This is a genomic window from Thermodesulfobium narugense DSM 14796, from assembly GCF_000212395.1.
Taxonomy (GTDB): Bacteria; Thermodesulfobiota; Thermodesulfobiia; order Thermodesulfobiales; family Thermodesulfobiaceae; genus Thermodesulfobium; species Thermodesulfobium narugense.
Map to the genome: position 1 here is coordinate 388,151 of NC_015499.1, position 14,496 is coordinate 402,646.

Sequence of the window (14,496 nt, forward strand, 5' to 3'; positions counted from 1 at the left end):
AACGAGGGGTAGCTTTTACTTTTCAACGCTTACAAGCGTAGTGTTCTTCAGATTAAATCCTGTGCTAAATTCTGAGAATAGCCAATTTCTAATCCCCTTTAGTTTTCTATTTCCTAGTACTATGTTAGAGGCGTTCAATTGTTTTGCAAGTTCTGATATTCTCTCCGAAGGCCTGCCAACCTTTACTACCTTTATTGCATCTACGTTATTTTTCTTTGCAATATCAATTGCCTCTTCGAGCATTCTTTCTGCCTTATATACCAAAGCTGCTTCAGCTGCAGGGTTAAAAACACCAAGATCTTCGGATCTATTGATAACGTGACATATTACAAGCTTTGCTCCTTCATCCTTGGCAAGATCTATAGCCATTTTCAGAACGCTTCTATCAGACATTACGTCTCTTATAGCTGCAAGAATAGTCTTTGACATTTTGAGCCCCTCCTTAGTCTTTTATATGCTTAATTCTAATCTTGCTATAAAGCCTTTGAAAGTCAGGAATAAATACTCTTTATGTAAGGACAATTGCTTATTGGGTAAAGAAAAAAGGATTACATATATCTTTTTATACTCTCGCTTTTTAATCAATATAAATTTGTAGTACAATTAATCGTATTAATCTATTAGGGGAGCGCTAATTTATGGGTAGACTTATTTCTTTGTTTTTAATTTTAGCTATATTTTTATCTCTTACATGTCGTATTTCTTCTGCTGACGAAAAAGATATTTTTGACAGGCTCTCTCTTTATTTGCCACTAAATAAGATTCTTGAAATATATCCAATTGAAGAAAGAGATGGCAGTAAATATTGGATTGTAGCTTCTGTTGATGAAAATAACCATCTTGACCTGGATCTTTTTACTACTGTGGGTGACGGAATAATATTTAAGAGCTTAGACCACAAAGTTTTGGACTATCAAAATCCAAATTTTAAGCTCTTTTCTCTTGGGAAAGACAATCCTGATGCCTTGTTAGTATGGGACAGAGAGGGAAGCGGGGCATTTTTAAGTTATGAGGTATTCATGGTAAAGGATGATGAGCTATATATTCCGGAAAAGGGAAGCTCTTTTTATCAAGGAGATATTAAGACATTTGATGGAGGATACGAACTTACCTCTTCTGATAAGAGGTGGTTTTTCGTTTGGGACGGCGAAAAGTTTGAAAAAAATATAGAGGGCGATTTTCTTAGCTATCCTGACAACTTTGTTTCAAATGATAACTCACTTGATGAAAATACCCAACTAGTAACGTATAGGGTTGAGAAAGACGAAATATCGTGGCTTTCAAGTGATAATGTGGATCTTAAGGTTGGCCAGAAACTGCTTTTGAGAAGGCTTAATCCCTTAGAAGATGCCACTTGTAGAATTGTTTTTAGTTCAGGAAACATCTCCTACGAGGGCAATGGCCTCTTCCTGGCGAAAAAGCAAGGAAAAGCCATTATAACCCTCGTCCCAGGAGGATATGATTGGAGCAAAGCTAAAACTCTAAGTGTTACTATTTCAGCTTCTTAGCAAGCCAACTGATGTTGTGAGCAAGGTCTATCATGGTTTTTATGCCTTCTTCATCCTTTTCTACTTCTCCCTTGTTTCTGCCAATGCCAATGTTCCAGTAACTGGATCCAACCACAATCATCTGCTCAATTAGGAAAAAGTGATTGACGCTATCAAATCCGTGGATTCCTCCGGCCCTTCTGTTTACTATTACAGCAGCGCCTATCTTTCTCTTTAAAAGAAAGTCGTTAGCTCTGGCTACCATCCCAGCCCTGTCTATCAGACACTTTAGCTCTGGGGTGATATCTGCAAAGTATATGGGAGAGCCAAGAAGTATGATGTCAGAGTTGACCATCTTCTCAAAACACTCGTTGAATATGTCATCGTCTACCGCACAGCGTTTGTCTTTGTTGGAAATACACTTATAGCATGCTGTACATCCGTGAATCTTTTTCCCTGCCATCTGATAAAGTTCCTTTTCAATTCCATCCTTTTCTAACTCGCTCAAAACTTTGTTAAGCATTATTGCGGTATTAGAGTCTTTTCTTGCGCTTGCATTGATAGCTAATGCCTTCATAATTTTCCCTCCTAAGTAAGTTATTGATATTTTTCTTTAGCAAGCCAGGCGATATTGTGAGCTAAATCGATCATCGTCTTCACGCCTTCTTCGTCTATCTCCTCTTCTGAAACGCTAACTGCTTCTGAGCCTCTTCCTACGCCTATATTTAAGTAATTTGAACCGACGACAATCATCTGTTCTACCAAAAAGAAGTGATTAATCGAATCAAGACCGTGGATTGCTCCTGCTCTCCTGTATCTTACTACTACTCCTGCCCCAATTTTTCTTCTTAAAAGATATTTGTTTGCAATTGAGACCATTCCACACCTTTCCATAAATGCAATAAGTTTTGGTGTGATGTCTACCAGATATACTGGAGAACCAAGGATGATAATGTCTGACTCTATCAATTTTTCAATATATTGATTTAGATTGTCGTCCTTTATAACACACTTTTTATCTTTATTTTTAAAGCATTTATAGCAGGCAGTGCAGGGTTTTATTTCTTCGTCGGCAAGTTCTATAAGCTCTGTTTGTATCTTTTCTCTATCTAACTCTTCTAAAACTGTTTTTAGCATAAAAGCAGTATTTCCACCTTTTTTTGCACTTCCACTAAAAGCTATAGCCTTCATCACTTGCTCCTTTCTAAAAATTTACAATATAGTGTATTATTTTATTATAATTTATTTTTAGCACAATTATCTTTGGAGGTAATTAATGAACGATATATATCCGTCCAAAAAGGATGACAGTAACTTAAAAGAAGTTGAAGATTTTCAGTATGAAGATGAATATGGCAGGCTGAAATTTAAATACATAGTAGTAAATAGACTAAACGGAAGGATAAAGCTCTTTTTCTTTGAACTTTTAATTTTATTTTTTTTGCCGCTTGTATTGAGTATGCTTTTAATTATAAAAGGTAATTTTTTAATTGTTTTTTGGGCGTGGTCAATTTTGACATCGTTTGTAATTTTTTTAGCAAACAAATATTACAAGATAAGCAAGTTTTTTACAATTGCTCTTTTTTCAATTTTTTATTTTACAATCTCTCTTTTTTCAATTTTTTATCTTGTATTTAGCTCCTTTTTTTACCTGATAACCAGCCTTATAACTTTGTTTTTTAAATAGTTTTAATAGCCAATAATTAGTAAGCCGTTTAGATTGATATTTTGTTTTGAGCTGTACAAAACGTCTAAAAATTCTTTTATCTTTAAAAATTGTGACGGATTAGATGGTTTGTTTGGCAGAGCCATTATTAGATATTCTACTGCCGGGATAATGGATGATTGAAGAAGGACTCTATAGCACCTGTTTATTGACTTGTTGTCATTCCCGCTTATATCTATAACGCACTTGTAATCTTTTTGATAGGATTCAGCAAAAAAGGATAACTCAGGCTTTCCATTGAGGCCGTAGTAAACAGGAAGTTCTATTTCTCCTTCGCTATTTCTACTATCTATTTTTATTTCGAAACCGAGTTCTTTTAATTCGTTTTCTATTATGGAAAAGATGTTTTGACGTGTAAGGCTATTTTTTGATGAATCTATTTTTTCTTCGTTAAATACAAAGGCTTGCAATACCTGATCTACAAATTCTGGTAAATTTGAGAACTTTGGATAATATTGCCAGTTTATCAAACCAAATCGCCTCCTGTAATCTTTTTGCAAATTATAACAAAAATTACTGATAATAGAAATGGCCGATAGTCTGATAGAAACGACTAATTCTTGAAAATTTGGATTTATTTTGATATTCTACTCTTAATGTATAAATTTATACTTTCTCTTATTTTTATTTTTCTCTTCGCTTCCCTGGGGCAAATTTGTGCCTTTGACAAAGACCTTTATGTGGTAAGCTATCCTAATAATTTTGCAGGCGAGGCCTTAAAAAACAACGACGGCCTCTTTATGCTAGCAAATAACATAAAGCTGGTTACCAAAAAGAACTTTTTGATAAACCCGAAAGAGAAAAGAGTTTATATCTTTGACGTAAAGTTTACTTTGCCTGACAAAGAGGTAGTTTCTCTTGAGTCGGTGAACTTTCCACTAAAGAGTATTAATAAAAATTATTATGTAGACCTTAATTCGCTTTCAAATCTGTTTGGTTTTGATATATTGGACGAAAATGATTATTATCTTTTAAAGCAGGGCAAGGAATTAGGAGTGCCCTTTCAGAAAGAGAAGCCCAAAGGCATTGTTGGTCTGGGATTTAGCACAGCTAAAGACTTTTCTGACATTAGAAAAATTGACTTGAATTCAGATGTCAATACCATCTCTTTCACCTGGTTTTCTCTGGAAGACAGCTTTGGAAATTTTAGCAATAACGCTGATATTGGAGTAGTAGACTATCTTCATGAAAAGGGTTATAAGGTGTGGGGGTTATTTAACAACAGATTTAATCCTGATCTAACCCATAAGCTGTTAGAAAATAAATATAGCATAGAGAATGCAATTAATCAGATCGTCATGTACGCTATTGTATATCATCTGGATGGGGTAAATATTGATTTTGAAAATTTTAGCGACCTTGATAAAACTAAATTTAATTATTTTGTAAAAAAGTTATCTGAAAAATTAAAGAAAACAAACATTCTTTTGTCTGTGGACGTAACAGTCCCAGATAACAACTCCTCCTGGTCTTTGTGCTATGACAGAAAAACGATTTCAGAACTAAGTGACTACCTCGTTTTGATGACGTATGACGAGTTTACTAAAGGTTCTGAGAGAGCAGGTCCTACAGCATCTCTTTTTTGGGTAGAAAAGGGATTAAAAAATACTTTGAAAGAAGTAGAGCCTACTAAAGTATTGCTGGGCATACCGTTTTATACAAGAGAATGGATAGAAGAACCATCAGGAAAGATAGTAGGCGTTAAAGCGCTTGACAACAAGGATTTGAAAGGATTTATTGAAGAAAACAAACTTAGTCCGCAATTTGACAAAAAGTATGGTCTTTATCATGTTAGCTTTTACAGGTATAATTTAAAGCATGAAGTTTGGTTTGACAACAGTGAAACTATGTCAAACAAGCTTGAGCTTATTAAGAAATATAAACTGGGTGGGTTTGCAATATGGAAACTGGAGTCAGCAGGGGACTCTAGCTGGATCTCTTTTTCTAACGCCTTTGGGGACAAATTATTAATAAATATAGGAGGAACAAAAAATGGAGAATAGCGATCTTGAATATATGGAAAACTTTGAAAGCGATTTTGGCTCTTATATTGTAGACAATGAGGAAAATGAGGTTAAGGTCTGGCTGCTTGATTCTGACAGGGAAGAGGATCCAGATATTAGCATCTTTTACGAGTTAAGCGATGAAAATGAGCCCTGGATTACCGAAGTTAGCTTCTCTTTTCTCCCTCAAGTTCTTGACTTTGTGGGAATTTGGCGAGATAGGTATTTTGATGAGCTGGACGCATATTCTGAAGACGAGTTTGACGAAAGCTATGGCAATCTGATGGTAAATCTTGAAATAATTCAGGACCTCTTGTCTGAACCATCAGAGTGGAGCGATAACTGGTACGAAGAAATAGATATAGACTAGCCCTGACTCTTTCTCTCTAGATTAATATATCTTATCCAACATATGGACTTTCTTTATGATATAATTTCTAATTATGGGAGGAAAAAGATTTCTTAGGGTCTTTTTATTGGTTTATAACCTTGTCTGTGCGCTGTGGGGAGTTTCATTTTTTCTTTTGTTTAGTAGGCTTGACAGAGTTATAGATAACTCTTCATTTCACAGATTTAGGTATTTTCTTCACCAATTGCCGCCAATAAGTTTGATAATCTTAGCGATATGTATAACCATATACATCCTTGAGAGAGTTCGCATAATGTTTTTTGAAAAAGAAACAAGGGATTTTGTGATCAATAAAAAGGATCACAAGTTTTTAAAAATTCTTCACTATTTTTTTATAATTTTTACCTTGTTGTTATTATCTTTTGATATATATGATATACTTACCAGCAAACTTGCCTGGCACACTATATTTAACATGATTGACTCTCCTTCTATGATACTTCTCTCACTGTTAGTTAGCTTTTTTGTTCTTAGATGGTTGGAATCTCAAAGCATAAAGGCGGTATATGAGGAGGCATCTGGTAACAGCGAGATTTTTAAAAATCTAATGCTTGTGAGAAGGGGACAGGATCTTGCAAGGGCATACTTTAACCTGGGAAACATATACTTTGAGAACAAAAACTTTTCAAAGGCGCTTAAATACTTTAAAAAGGCTTATAAGCTTGGGAATAAAGCTGCCTTGAGCAAGATTAAAGAATTAAATATTTAGACCAAATGCACTTGTCTAACAAGAGAAGAAATAGATAGTGAATTTTTATCCAAAATCTGAATTAGCTTTTATTTGCTAAGTTAGCATTGCTTTTTCTTAAAAAAACATGAACGAAATTTCTAATAAGTTTATAACAAGTTCTCAAAACTCCTCTAATGATAATTGTCTATGCTTATTTTAGTTAAATCAATTTCAGGAAGAGGAGGATTAAACAAATGGGCGAAAACTTGAAATCTGAAAGTGAATCTTTTGCTAAAAGGATTTTTAACAAAGTTCCAGAAGTTACTATCTTTTTTTGGATTATTAAGATTCTGTGCACTACGGTAGGGGAGACTGCTGCAGATTTTCTGAACGTTCATATGGGCTTTGGCCTTACAAAGACAAGCATCGTAATGAGTGCCTTGCTTTTAGTTTTTCTATACTTTCAGTTCAAGGCGAGAGAATACGTGCCAAAAATATATTGGATGGTTGTCGTCTTAATAAGCGTAGTGGGCACGCTCATAACAGACAATTTGAGCGACAATTTAGGTGTTCCTTTAGAGATCAGCACATTTGTATTCACCATATTGCTAATCGCGACATTTTTAATCTGGTATTACAAAGAAAGGACTTTGTCTATTCACAGCATATTTACTATAAGGCGTGAAGCATTTTATTGGCTAGCAATTCTTTTTACATTTTCTTTAGGAACAGCTGCAGGAGATCTGATAGCTGAGACTTTAAAGCTGGGTTATTTTCTATCTGCAATAATGTTTGGTTCAATGATTGCAATTATTACTTTGCTGTATTATAAGTTTAACTTAAATTCAGTGTTAGCGTTTTGGTTGGCATACATATTAACCAGGCCACTTGGTGCGACTATAGGAGATTTGATGTCTCAAGCTAAAAATTTAGGCGGACTTGGGCTGGGTACTGTAACGACAAGTGCAATATTTTTAACGCTTATCCTAATGCTGGTTATTTACCTTGCGAAAACGGGAATTGATAAAAAAGTAGTTCCTGCAGAAGAGGTAACATTTGAAGAATTTATTGCGACTGAAGAGGCTATGGAAAGAGAAGAAATATAACAACACCTGGTTTCAGGTTTGACATAAATGAAGTGGCCAGTTAATATCTGGTCACTTCTTGATTTTAACGCTCATGGCGATCGTAAATTTTCTTTTTAAATACCTTTGTATATTTGAAACCTTTGCGAAAATGACGTCAGGTTCTAACATAGATTCTGCCATTGAGTATATTTTGTTCTTGAGACCTTCTTGCTATTTTTAGGTTATCATATTCTTTGAGCGTTCTGAGAAAAAATTCATTGTAAACACTATCATTTATCACCCTCTTTTTAATACCTACATCTTTATTATTGGCGATGCAAAATTTAAGATAACTATGTCGGTATCCCTATCTGTAATTTCAGTTATACCGCTCTTGATCTTATTTAGAGATTTGAAATCAGGCATGCTACTAAAAAGGATTGCAAAGTCTATATCGCTTTCATCTGTGAGTCTATTTTCGATAAATAAACCAAAGATAAATGGCAGCAAAACTTCATCAATTTTGCTGAGAAATTCTTCTATTTTCACAATCGACTCTTCAATATTCATAAAATTTATTTTAGCCCAGTAAATTACAAGGCTTATGAAGTATATCGATATGAGTATCAAGTTTCAATATTTAGTGTACGAAATAATCAAAGAGCATCTTAGCAGCTACCATGTATAAGACTATTCCTATCATAACCTTTACTGTTTTGTTGCTAAGCTTGTATTTCATAAGATACGATCCAAAGAGAGCTCCTAATATAGCAGCTATGATAGTGCTGAAAAGTAGCTTTATGTCAAGGCCACCTATGGCTAATTTTCCCAAAAATCCTCCAAAAGATGAGAAGAGCACTATAAAGGATGTGGTGGCTGCGGCAAACCTTGCAGGGACTCCTATAAATATAAGTATTGGAATTATCATATTTCCTCCGCCAATTCCAAGAAGCCCGGCTACAAATCCAGCAAAGGCACCAATTGGCACTCCAATAGTAAGCATCTGAACCTTGTTTATTTGGAAATCTTCTCCTGAGTTGTTCTTTTTTTGCTTGTAAAATATCATCATGGAAGCGGCAAATAGCAAAAACAAAGCAAAGAGGAGCAATAAGGTCTCTCTTGGGACAAATTTACTAAGATATGCGCCCAATGGAGACGTTATAAGGACAGCTATTATAATTGGGAACGCAAGCTTATACTTTATTAAGCCAATTCTTGAATATGAATACGAGGCAAACGCCATAGCAACTACGTTTAAAAGTAGAGCAGTGCTCATTGATTGATGAAGGTCAAAACCAAGAGCATAGAACGCTGGTATCAGAATAAAGGCTGCTCCTGCTCCAGTGATGACCATAATTGACTTTGCCACAAAGGTAATGAGTGCAGCTAATATATACGCCATTTCTTTCTCCTTAAAAAATTTATTGTTTAGAGTAACAGCCGTAAACTTTACGGCTGTTACTTACTTGTTTTATTTACTTTTGAGCTATCTTGTCAGAACAGGGTATGCAAACTTGTTTTCCGTCAATAAATTTTAGTTTGTCTATATATACTGCTTCGCCGCAAACGTCACAAAAATCTGCTTCCATTACTCCTGGTATCTTTTTGAAGTCGTAGTCAAAAACTGGACTTATATCAAGAAAATCTTCCTCTTTAAGGTTTAAGACTTTTTCTATTAATGGATCAGTAATCTTTGGATCAACGTCCTGAGGAGGTATGCCTTTCTTTCTCTCGGCTATAAACGGCGATTCAGTAAGCATCTTATCAACAAATTTTGGCTTCAAAGATACCCTTACAGCTTTTTTGCTTTTTGTATCTATAAGAGTAAATGCCATCTTACCATAGTAGAGCTTTTTTATATTGCTCTTTCCGTAAGTACAACCCGTAACAGTCATAAGGCCGTCCACAAAACAGCCCATTGCGTGATTGTCTGCAGTTTCAGCAAGTAGCATTAATTCCTTATCCTTTGACCTCTCTACTCCAAGGGCGTTCATGGCAGCACAAGCGGCTTTAAGTCCTAAAGGCATTGCAGGACATTTGTGGCCGTGAAATTTTAGTCCTAAATCAAAAAAATCTTTTGCTTCAAACACTTTATCTCCTCCTTATATTCTTTACTAAATTAATAAGTATATTATAAATTACTAATTTATTAATGTAAAGTAGGAAATTTTTAGAATTTTTTATTCTATTAGACTATCGGAGCTTAAGGTATATATTGCCTATCAAAGATTGTGAAGCTCTAATTGACAGTTTAGAAGATTATCAATAAAGTTTGCATTTATTTCAATAATAGACATCATCATGAGCCCCTATATCAACTAAAATAATCATTTTGTCTTTTATGATGAAGTCCAAAATTATTCTGTATTTTAAATCTATTGATAGGGAATATAACTCTTTGAGATTGCCTTTTAATTTATGCAGTTTCAAGGAAGGATGATCAGGATTGCTTTTCATGATATAGAGTACTTTTTGATAGCGTTGGATTAATTCTGGGTATAATTTAAAAAACTGCTTTGCTCTTTTTTCATAAGATTTGCTAAATACAATTTCATACATAATCTGTGCTGCTAAGAAATATTTTTAATGTGGGCTTCTATATCAGTGTGATAGTCTTTTTCTTTAAAATCTTTCATGGCTTCAATATAGGCAAGCTCTATTTCACTGTCTTTGAGTTTTTCATACTTGTCAATATCAACAATTACATACTTTTGTTTACCCCTTACGCTTATTATTATATCGTTGCCTTTTTTGATTAGCTCGTCTATTAGTTTTACGCCTTTTTTCTTTAAATCATTTGCAGCAACAATCATTTTTACAGCCTCCTTTAAAAAGCTCTTAACAGTATTATTAAGCAGCTTAACTAAGATGTCAATGAAATTTATCTTTGTAAAAATTCTTGGAAAGTATAGATAACCTTCTTAGAACTGCAAAAAGAATTTGTAGGAATGAATGGGTTTAGTGAAAGAAATCTTTGGAATATGCAGCACTTTTAGTTAGAATATAAAGACAACGAAAAACTGCAGACACTGTCTAGAGAAATTGGATGGTCTAAACGCACTTATCAAAAAGTGTTTTAAAAAGCTAAATCGCAATACTAATTTCTTTGCCTGAATTTTCACCTACAATGGTTAGCTTGTCATTTAGAATCTTCATTTGTTCATTGGCATTAAGCAATTCTATGCTATATATTTTGCCATCTGGCGATATATCTATATTTACTTCGTCGCTTATTTTTATTGTTTCAACTTCTTCAGTTGAGTCTCTGAATTTTATATATGAGATATTATATTTTGGATCGTAAGTTATCTTCATCTTTGACCTCCTAAAAATATTTGTTTTGTAATTTTATTTAAACATAAAAAACTTTTTGTAAAGAGAAGAGGATGCAAAGGGCGTTAAGGATGCACATGATAAGTTCTTTAAGATGGTTTTTTCAAATGAATTGGATACAAGAACTTTTATAGACAAGTTCTTTCCAAAAGATATAAGAGAGCACATTGACTTAGATTCTGTAAAGCTAATAGACAACGAAAAGCTGACAAAGGGATATAAGAAGTATCAGTTAGATCTGTCCTTTGATTGTAAGTTCAAGGGAAAAGAGTCTAAATTTTATCTGATATTTGAACACAAATCAGCTTTAGATAAATTTGTACTTCTTCAGATACTAAGCTACATGACAGTTACATGGGAGACAAACCTAAAACAAAACAAAGATATGATACCTATAATTCCTGTAATCTTCTATCAAGGAAAAGAGAAGTGGAATATGTCTGATGAATTTTCAGATCAGTTTAAATCGATAAAGTCAGATAAAGACTTGTCTTTCTTGTCTAAATACCTGCCAAAGTTCAAACACATACTATTTGATACAAAGAATTTATCAAATAGTATGATAGAAGAGGGATTAAGGAAAAATATAAGCCTTTATTTTAAGCTTGCAGCTTTAAAGTACTGTAAAGATAGTTTTGAAGAATTGAAAAAAATATTTGCATTAGTGTATCATATTATTAAAGAGCAAGGTCTTGATTTATTAAACGAAGATATTTTAATTGTAATAAACTACGTTTCCATAAATTATGGTCCAGAAAGAACACAAGATTTAATATCAGAGATAGGAGGCGAAGAAGAGTTGATAACCTTAACTAAGAAGTGGAAGATGGAAGGAAAAGAAGAAGGCAGGATGGAAGGAAAGTTGGAAGGTAAGATGGAAGGCATGCTGCTTGATGCTCAGGATATGGTATTAAACGCTATTGAGGCAAAATTTGATGCTATTTCGCCTGAAATAGAGAAGAAAGTTAAAAGTATCTCAGATAGAGAGAGACTGAAAAATATAATGAAAGCAATATTTAAGATTAACAGCATAAGCGAGCTTGAGGATTTGCTATAGGGTTTGGTAAAAGTATAAGATCGCGCTCCAAAATTATAAAAGTTTTATCAACCCATGTTCTTGAAATGCTTAATTTTTCATCGTAATTTTGATAAAATGAGCTATTAATTAACTTAGGCAGCTATTTAGGAGAAAAGAGTGGAAAAACTTAACAGAATAGATAAAGTTGGCAAGGTTGCTATTGAGGAGTCTATAAGAAACCTGCTTTTAAAGCGTGAGGAGATTTCGTTTGCCTATCTTCATGGTTCTTTTGTTAAAGAAGATTACTTTCACGATATAGACATAGCAGTTTATCTGGAAAATGTACCACCTTCTATCTTAGAGTATGAGCTTCAATTAGAAGCAGAGTTAGCTCTATCTATTGGTAAATATATATTTGACGTAAGGGTTTTAAATAGTGCGCCGCTTTCTTTTAAATACAATGTAATAAAAAATGGCGTTATCCTTTTGGCAAAAGATGATGATAAACGATGTGATTTTCAGGAAACAACTATCACTAATTACTGTGATTTTTTACCATATAGAAAAGCGTATATGAAGGAAAATATTGGCATTGAAATTTGATCGGGATAAGGTAAATAAGATAGCCTCAGAGATCTTGCTCTCTCTTGGATTACTTGAGGATCTAAGGAAGCTTGCTAAAGAGGATTTTATTTCAGATCCGCACAAAATTAGTAGTGCTAAATACAGTTTTATAGTAGCGATTGAAGGTATAATAGATCTTTGTAACCATGTAATTGCAAAAAATAGCTATAGAACGCCTGAGGATTATGCTGACACTTTCAGAGTCCTGGCTCAAGTGAAAATGATTGATGAGGACTGGGCCAATAGATTGGTTCAAATGGCGCGCTTTAGAAATAGGTTGGTTCATATCTATTGGGAAGTTGATAATGACGAACTATATAGAATAATGCATAGCCACCTGCAAGATATAAGAGATTTTCTTAAGAAATTCGGGGAAATATTAAGAAAGTAGGTAATAAATGGATAGAAATTTCATTATTAATACTTTAAAATCAAATAAAGGCTATATTAAAAGCACTTTTCCTATTAAAGATATGGCATTATTTGGTTCTTATAAAACCTTTTTTTAATCTTATTTTAATTTTCTATGATAAAATTAATGTTCGTTGATTTTCACAAACTAAGGAGATATCTTGATCAAGAAAATTATTGAAATATATCGCTATAGAGAGATGCTGAGAAACCTGATATCCAAAGAGCTTCAAGTAAGATATAAAAATTCAGTTTTAGGATTCTTCTGGACGTTCTTAAACCCTCTCTTGATGCTGGTTGTATATTCATTTGTCTTTTCTACCATTATGAAATCTGATATAAAGGACTTTAGCGTGTTTTTGTTTATTGGACTTCTTGCGTGGAACTACATTGCAGGTTCGGTGATTCAGGGGACAGGGTGCTTGGTGGCGAACTCATCCTTACTTAAAAAGGTCTATTTTCCAAGGGAGGTAATCCCTCTTTCCATAGTCTTTGCAAATATGATTAACTATATTCTGAGCATGATAATACTCCTGGTAGCCCTTCTTATTTCAGGAATTGGCATTCATCACTATATACTCCTTTATCCTGTAATATTACTTGTTCAGACAATATTTCTGATCCCACTTGTGCTTATCCTTAGCGTGGTAAACGTATACTTTAGAGATCTGGAGCATACAGTAAACGTGCTTATAAACCTGTGGTTTTTTACTACTCCAATAGTCTATCCTATAAGCATAGTGCCTGAACACCTAAGAATATTTTTCTACCTAAATCCTGCTACTCACATAGTAGAGGCATATCTTGCGATAATGTACTACAAGACGTTCCCAAATCTTCCAGCGCTTTTCTGGATGTTTGTCGGCAGCCTTATATTCTTTTGGTTTGGTCTATTTGTCTTTGATAGACTTCAAAGAAGGGTGGCTGAGGAGGTATAGATGCAAGAATATGCAGTAGAGGTTAGAGGGCTGTACAAGGAATTCAGGTTATATCACGACAGGGCAATGTCAATGAAGGAAAGGATAGTCAACTGGGGCAGACACAAGTACGAGAAATTTTGGGCTCTGAAAGATATAAACATAAACGTAAAAAAGGGCGAATCCCTTGGGATTGTGGGTAGAAACGGTTCTGGAAAGAGCACACTTTTAAAGGTAATAAGCGGCATATACTATCCTACAAAGGGAGAGGTAAAGGTAAACGGAAAGCTGACCACTCTTTTGGAGTTGGGCGCTGGATTTCACCCTGACTTTACGGGTAGAGAAAACATATACTTCAATGCATCTATATTTGGCTTCACCAGACAAGAGATAAACGAAAAGTTAGATGATATTATAGCCTTTTCTGAGCTGGGAGAATTTATAGACAATCCTGTGAGAAATTACTCTTCTGGCATGTATATGAGACTGGCCTTTTCTGTGGCAATTCATATAGAACCAGAGATACTCTTGCTCGATGAGGTCTTAGCTGTAGGAGACAGCGCATTTCAGGAAAAGTGCATGTCAAAGATAAAGTCGTTTAGGGAAAAAGGGGTTACTATGATCTTCGTCTCACATGCGTCTATGCAGGTAGAAAAACTTTGCGACAAGGCAGTGTGGCTAAAAGATGGTGAAGTAGAGAAGTACGGCGATGCAAAAGAGGTTGTCAAGGCTTATGAGAGGTGGATTCAAACAAGGTAAAAAGACTTGTAATTTTATTGATAATATATTACTATCAATAAACAATAATTTAAAAAAAGAGGGCTTTTATTC

Annotated in this window: 21 protein-coding genes and 1 pseudogene; 11 read left to right on the forward strand and 11 right to left on the reverse strand. The window is 34.3% G+C overall.

The features are described 5' to 3' along the window. Window positions 1-15: 15 nt before the first annotated feature. The gene (locus THENA_RS01900; protein ID WP_013755746.1) at window positions 16-429 is read right to left on the reverse strand and encodes a universal stress protein; all 414 of its coding nucleotides are present in this window, start codon (window positions 427-429) and stop codon (window positions 16-18) included. Window positions 430-638: 209 nt separating this feature from the next. Here THENA_RS01900 and THENA_RS01905 point away from each other — a divergent pair, with 209 nt between their 5' ends. Then, on the forward strand, window positions 639-1,508 hold the full coding sequence (locus THENA_RS01905) for a hypothetical protein (RefSeq protein ID WP_013755747.1): 870 nt from the start codon (window positions 639-641) through the stop codon (window positions 1,506-1,508). Here the strand turns inward: THENA_RS01905 and THENA_RS01910 are convergent. Both THENA_RS01910 and THENA_RS01915 read right to left on the reverse strand, forming a co-directional pair. Then, window positions 1,492-2,064, reverse strand: a complete 573-nt coding sequence (locus THENA_RS01910; RefSeq protein WP_013755748.1) for a flavodoxin family protein — start codon at window positions 2,062-2,064, stop codon at window positions 1,492-1,494. The two genes, THENA_RS01905 and THENA_RS01910, sit on opposite strands and share 17 nt — an antisense overlap. Before the next feature lie 20 nt (window positions 2,065-2,084). Beyond that, a complete protein-coding gene (locus THENA_RS01915) occupies window positions 2,085-2,678 on the reverse strand; it encodes a flavodoxin family protein (protein WP_013755749.1) in 594 nt (197 codons plus the stop codon). 85 nt (window positions 2,679-2,763) lie between these two features. Here THENA_RS01915 and THENA_RS01920 point away from each other — a divergent pair, with 85 nt between their 5' ends. Further along, on the forward strand, window positions 2,764-3,174 hold the full coding sequence (locus THENA_RS01920; RefSeq protein ID WP_013755750.1) for a hypothetical protein: 411 nt from the start codon (window positions 2,764-2,766) through the stop codon (window positions 3,172-3,174). A gap of 2 nt (window positions 3,175-3,176) precedes the next feature. Here the strand turns inward: THENA_RS01920 and THENA_RS01925 are convergent, their stop codons facing one another. Beyond that, entirely contained in the window at window positions 3,177-3,683 is a 507-nt protein-coding gene (locus tag THENA_RS01925) for a hypothetical protein (protein ID WP_013755751.1), read from the reverse strand. Between the two features lie 90 nt (window positions 3,684-3,773). Between THENA_RS01925 and THENA_RS09550 the strand changes: the two genes are divergently transcribed. The 4 genes from THENA_RS09550 to THENA_RS01945 all read left to right on the forward strand — a co-directional run bounded on the left by THENA_RS09550 (window position 3,774) and on the right by THENA_RS01945 (window position 7,401). After that, entirely contained in the window at window positions 3,774-5,216 is a 1,443-nt protein-coding gene (locus THENA_RS09550; protein WP_052296043.1) for a glycosyl hydrolase family 18 protein, read from the forward strand. Beyond that, window positions 5,206-5,586, forward strand: a complete 381-nt coding sequence (locus THENA_RS01935) for a hypothetical protein (protein WP_013755753.1) — start codon at window positions 5,206-5,208, stop codon at window positions 5,584-5,586. Before THENA_RS09550 ends, THENA_RS01935 begins: the two co-directional genes overlap by 11 nt. 154 nt (window positions 5,587-5,740) lie before the next feature. After that, window positions 5,741-6,334 (forward strand): tetratricopeptide repeat protein, encoded by a 594-nt coding sequence (locus THENA_RS01940; protein ID WP_169309405.1) that lies wholly within the window; start codon window positions 5,741-5,743, stop codon window positions 6,332-6,334. A 215-nt stretch (window positions 6,335-6,549) separates the two neighbouring features. Next, on the forward strand, window positions 6,550-7,401 hold the full coding sequence (locus THENA_RS01945; RefSeq protein ID WP_013755755.1) for a COG4705 family protein: 852 nt from the start codon (window positions 6,550-6,552) through the stop codon (window positions 7,399-7,401). A 136-nt stretch (window positions 7,402-7,537) separates the two neighbouring features. Here the strand turns inward: THENA_RS01945 and THENA_RS10180 are convergent, their stop codons facing one another. The 7 genes from THENA_RS10180 to THENA_RS01975 all read right to left on the reverse strand — a co-directional run bounded on the left by THENA_RS10180 (window position 7,538) and on the right by THENA_RS01975 (window position 10,677). Further along, a complete protein-coding gene (locus tag THENA_RS10180) occupies window positions 7,538-7,663 on the reverse strand; it encodes a hypothetical protein (RefSeq protein WP_281054581.1) in 126 nt (41 codons plus the stop codon). A 14-nt stretch (window positions 7,664-7,677) separates the two neighbouring features. Beyond that, window positions 7,678-7,932, reverse strand: coding sequence for a nucleotidyltransferase domain-containing protein (locus tag THENA_RS01950; RefSeq protein WP_154645298.1), 255 nt, complete (start codon window positions 7,930-7,932; stop codon window positions 7,678-7,680). Between the two features lie 70 nt (window positions 7,933-8,002). Beyond that, window positions 8,003-8,764, reverse strand: coding sequence for a sulfite exporter TauE/SafE family protein (locus THENA_RS01955; RefSeq protein WP_013755756.1), 762 nt, complete (start codon window positions 8,762-8,764; stop codon window positions 8,003-8,005). A gap of 73 nt (window positions 8,765-8,837) precedes the next feature. Further along, on the reverse strand, window positions 8,838-9,452 hold the full coding sequence (locus THENA_RS01960; protein WP_013755757.1) for an FmdE family protein: 615 nt from the start codon (window positions 9,450-9,452) through the stop codon (window positions 8,838-8,840). A gap of 193 nt (window positions 9,453-9,645) precedes the next feature. Continuing rightward, on the reverse strand, window positions 9,646-9,921 hold the full coding sequence (locus THENA_RS01965; protein WP_013755758.1) for a type II toxin-antitoxin system RelE/ParE family toxin: 276 nt from the start codon (window positions 9,919-9,921) through the stop codon (window positions 9,646-9,648). 11 nt (window positions 9,922-9,932) lie between these two features. Beyond that, window positions 9,933-10,175, reverse strand: coding sequence for a type II toxin-antitoxin system Phd/YefM family antitoxin (locus tag THENA_RS01970; protein ID WP_013755759.1), 243 nt, complete (start codon window positions 10,173-10,175; stop codon window positions 9,933-9,935). Window positions 10,176-10,446: 271 nt separating this feature from the next. Next, the gene (locus THENA_RS01975) at window positions 10,447-10,677 is read right to left on the reverse strand and encodes a DUF2283 domain-containing protein (RefSeq protein WP_013755760.1); all 231 of its coding nucleotides are present in this window, start codon (window positions 10,675-10,677) and stop codon (window positions 10,447-10,449) included. 103 nt (window positions 10,678-10,780) lie between these two features. Here THENA_RS01975 and THENA_RS01980 point away from each other — a divergent pair. The 5 genes and pseudogenes from THENA_RS01980 to THENA_RS02000 all read left to right on the forward strand — a co-directional run. Continuing rightward, window positions 10,781-11,752 (forward strand): annotated as a pseudogene (locus THENA_RS01980) (Rpn family recombination-promoting nuclease/putative transposase); the annotation flags it as partial. 138 nt (window positions 11,753-11,890) lie between these two features. Continuing rightward, window positions 11,891-12,316, forward strand: coding sequence for a type VII toxin-antitoxin system MntA family adenylyltransferase antitoxin (gene mntA, locus THENA_RS01985; RefSeq protein ID WP_013755762.1), 426 nt, complete (start codon window positions 11,891-11,893; stop codon window positions 12,314-12,316). Further along, entirely contained in the window at window positions 12,306-12,728 is a 423-nt protein-coding gene (hepT, locus tag THENA_RS01990) for a type VII toxin-antitoxin system HepT family RNase toxin (RefSeq protein WP_013755763.1), read from the forward strand. Before mntA ends, hepT begins: the two co-directional genes overlap by 11 nt. Window positions 12,729-12,909: 181 nt before the next feature. Further along, on the forward strand, window positions 12,910-13,686 hold the full coding sequence (locus THENA_RS01995) for an ABC transporter permease (protein WP_013755765.1): 777 nt from the start codon (window positions 12,910-12,912) through the stop codon (window positions 13,684-13,686). Then, window positions 13,687-14,424 carry an ABC transporter ATP-binding protein gene (locus THENA_RS02000; RefSeq protein ID WP_013755766.1) on the forward strand — a complete coding sequence of 246 codons (738 nt, stop codon included), beginning with the start codon at window positions 13,687-13,689 and terminating at the stop codon, window positions 14,422-14,424. It abuts the gene before it with no gap. Window positions 14,425-14,496: the final 72 nt, after the last annotated feature.

Coding starts and splice junctions, on each gene's coding strand:
- THENA_RS01905 (WP_013755747.1), top strand. CDS start 639: ATGGGTAGACTTATTTCTTTGTTTTTAATTTTAGCTATATTTTTATCT.
- THENA_RS01910 (WP_013755748.1), bottom strand. CDS start 2,064: ATGAAGGCATTAGCTATCAATGCAAGCGCAAGAAAAGACTCTAATACC.
- THENA_RS01955 (WP_013755756.1), bottom strand. CDS start 8,764: ATGGCGTATATATTAGCTGCACTCATTACCTTTGTGGCAAAGTCAATT.
- THENA_RS01920 (WP_013755750.1), top strand. CDS start 2,764: ATGAACGATATATATCCGTCCAAAAAGGATGACAGTAACTTAAAAGAA.
- THENA_RS01950 (WP_154645298.1), bottom strand. CDS start 7,932: ATGAATATTGAAGAGTCGATTGTGAAAATAGAAGAATTTCTCAGCAAA.
- THENA_RS01965 (WP_013755758.1), bottom strand. CDS start 9,921: ATGTATGAAATTGTATTTAGCAAATCTTATGAAAAAAGAGCAAAGCAG.
- THENA_RS01945 (WP_013755755.1), top strand. CDS start 6,550: ATGGGCGAAAACTTGAAATCTGAAAGTGAATCTTTTGCTAAAAGGATT.
- THENA_RS01915 (WP_013755749.1), bottom strand. CDS start 2,678: ATGAAGGCTATAGCTTTTAGTGGAAGTGCAAAAAAAGGTGGAAATACT.
- THENA_RS01900 (WP_013755746.1), bottom strand. CDS start 429: ATGTCAAAGACTATTCTTGCAGCTATAAGAGACGTAATGTCTGATAGA.
- THENA_RS01970 (WP_013755759.1), bottom strand. CDS start 10,175: ATGATTGTTGCTGCAAATGATTTAAAGAAAAAAGGCGTAAAACTAATA.
- THENA_RS02000 (WP_013755766.1), top strand. CDS start 13,687: ATGCAAGAATATGCAGTAGAGGTTAGAGGGCTGTACAAGGAATTCAGG.
- THENA_RS01935 (WP_013755753.1), top strand. CDS start 5,206: ATGGAGAATAGCGATCTTGAATATATGGAAAACTTTGAAAGCGATTTT.
- THENA_RS01975 (WP_013755760.1), bottom strand. CDS start 10,677: ATGAAGATAACTTACGATCCAAAATATAATATCTCATATATAAAATTC.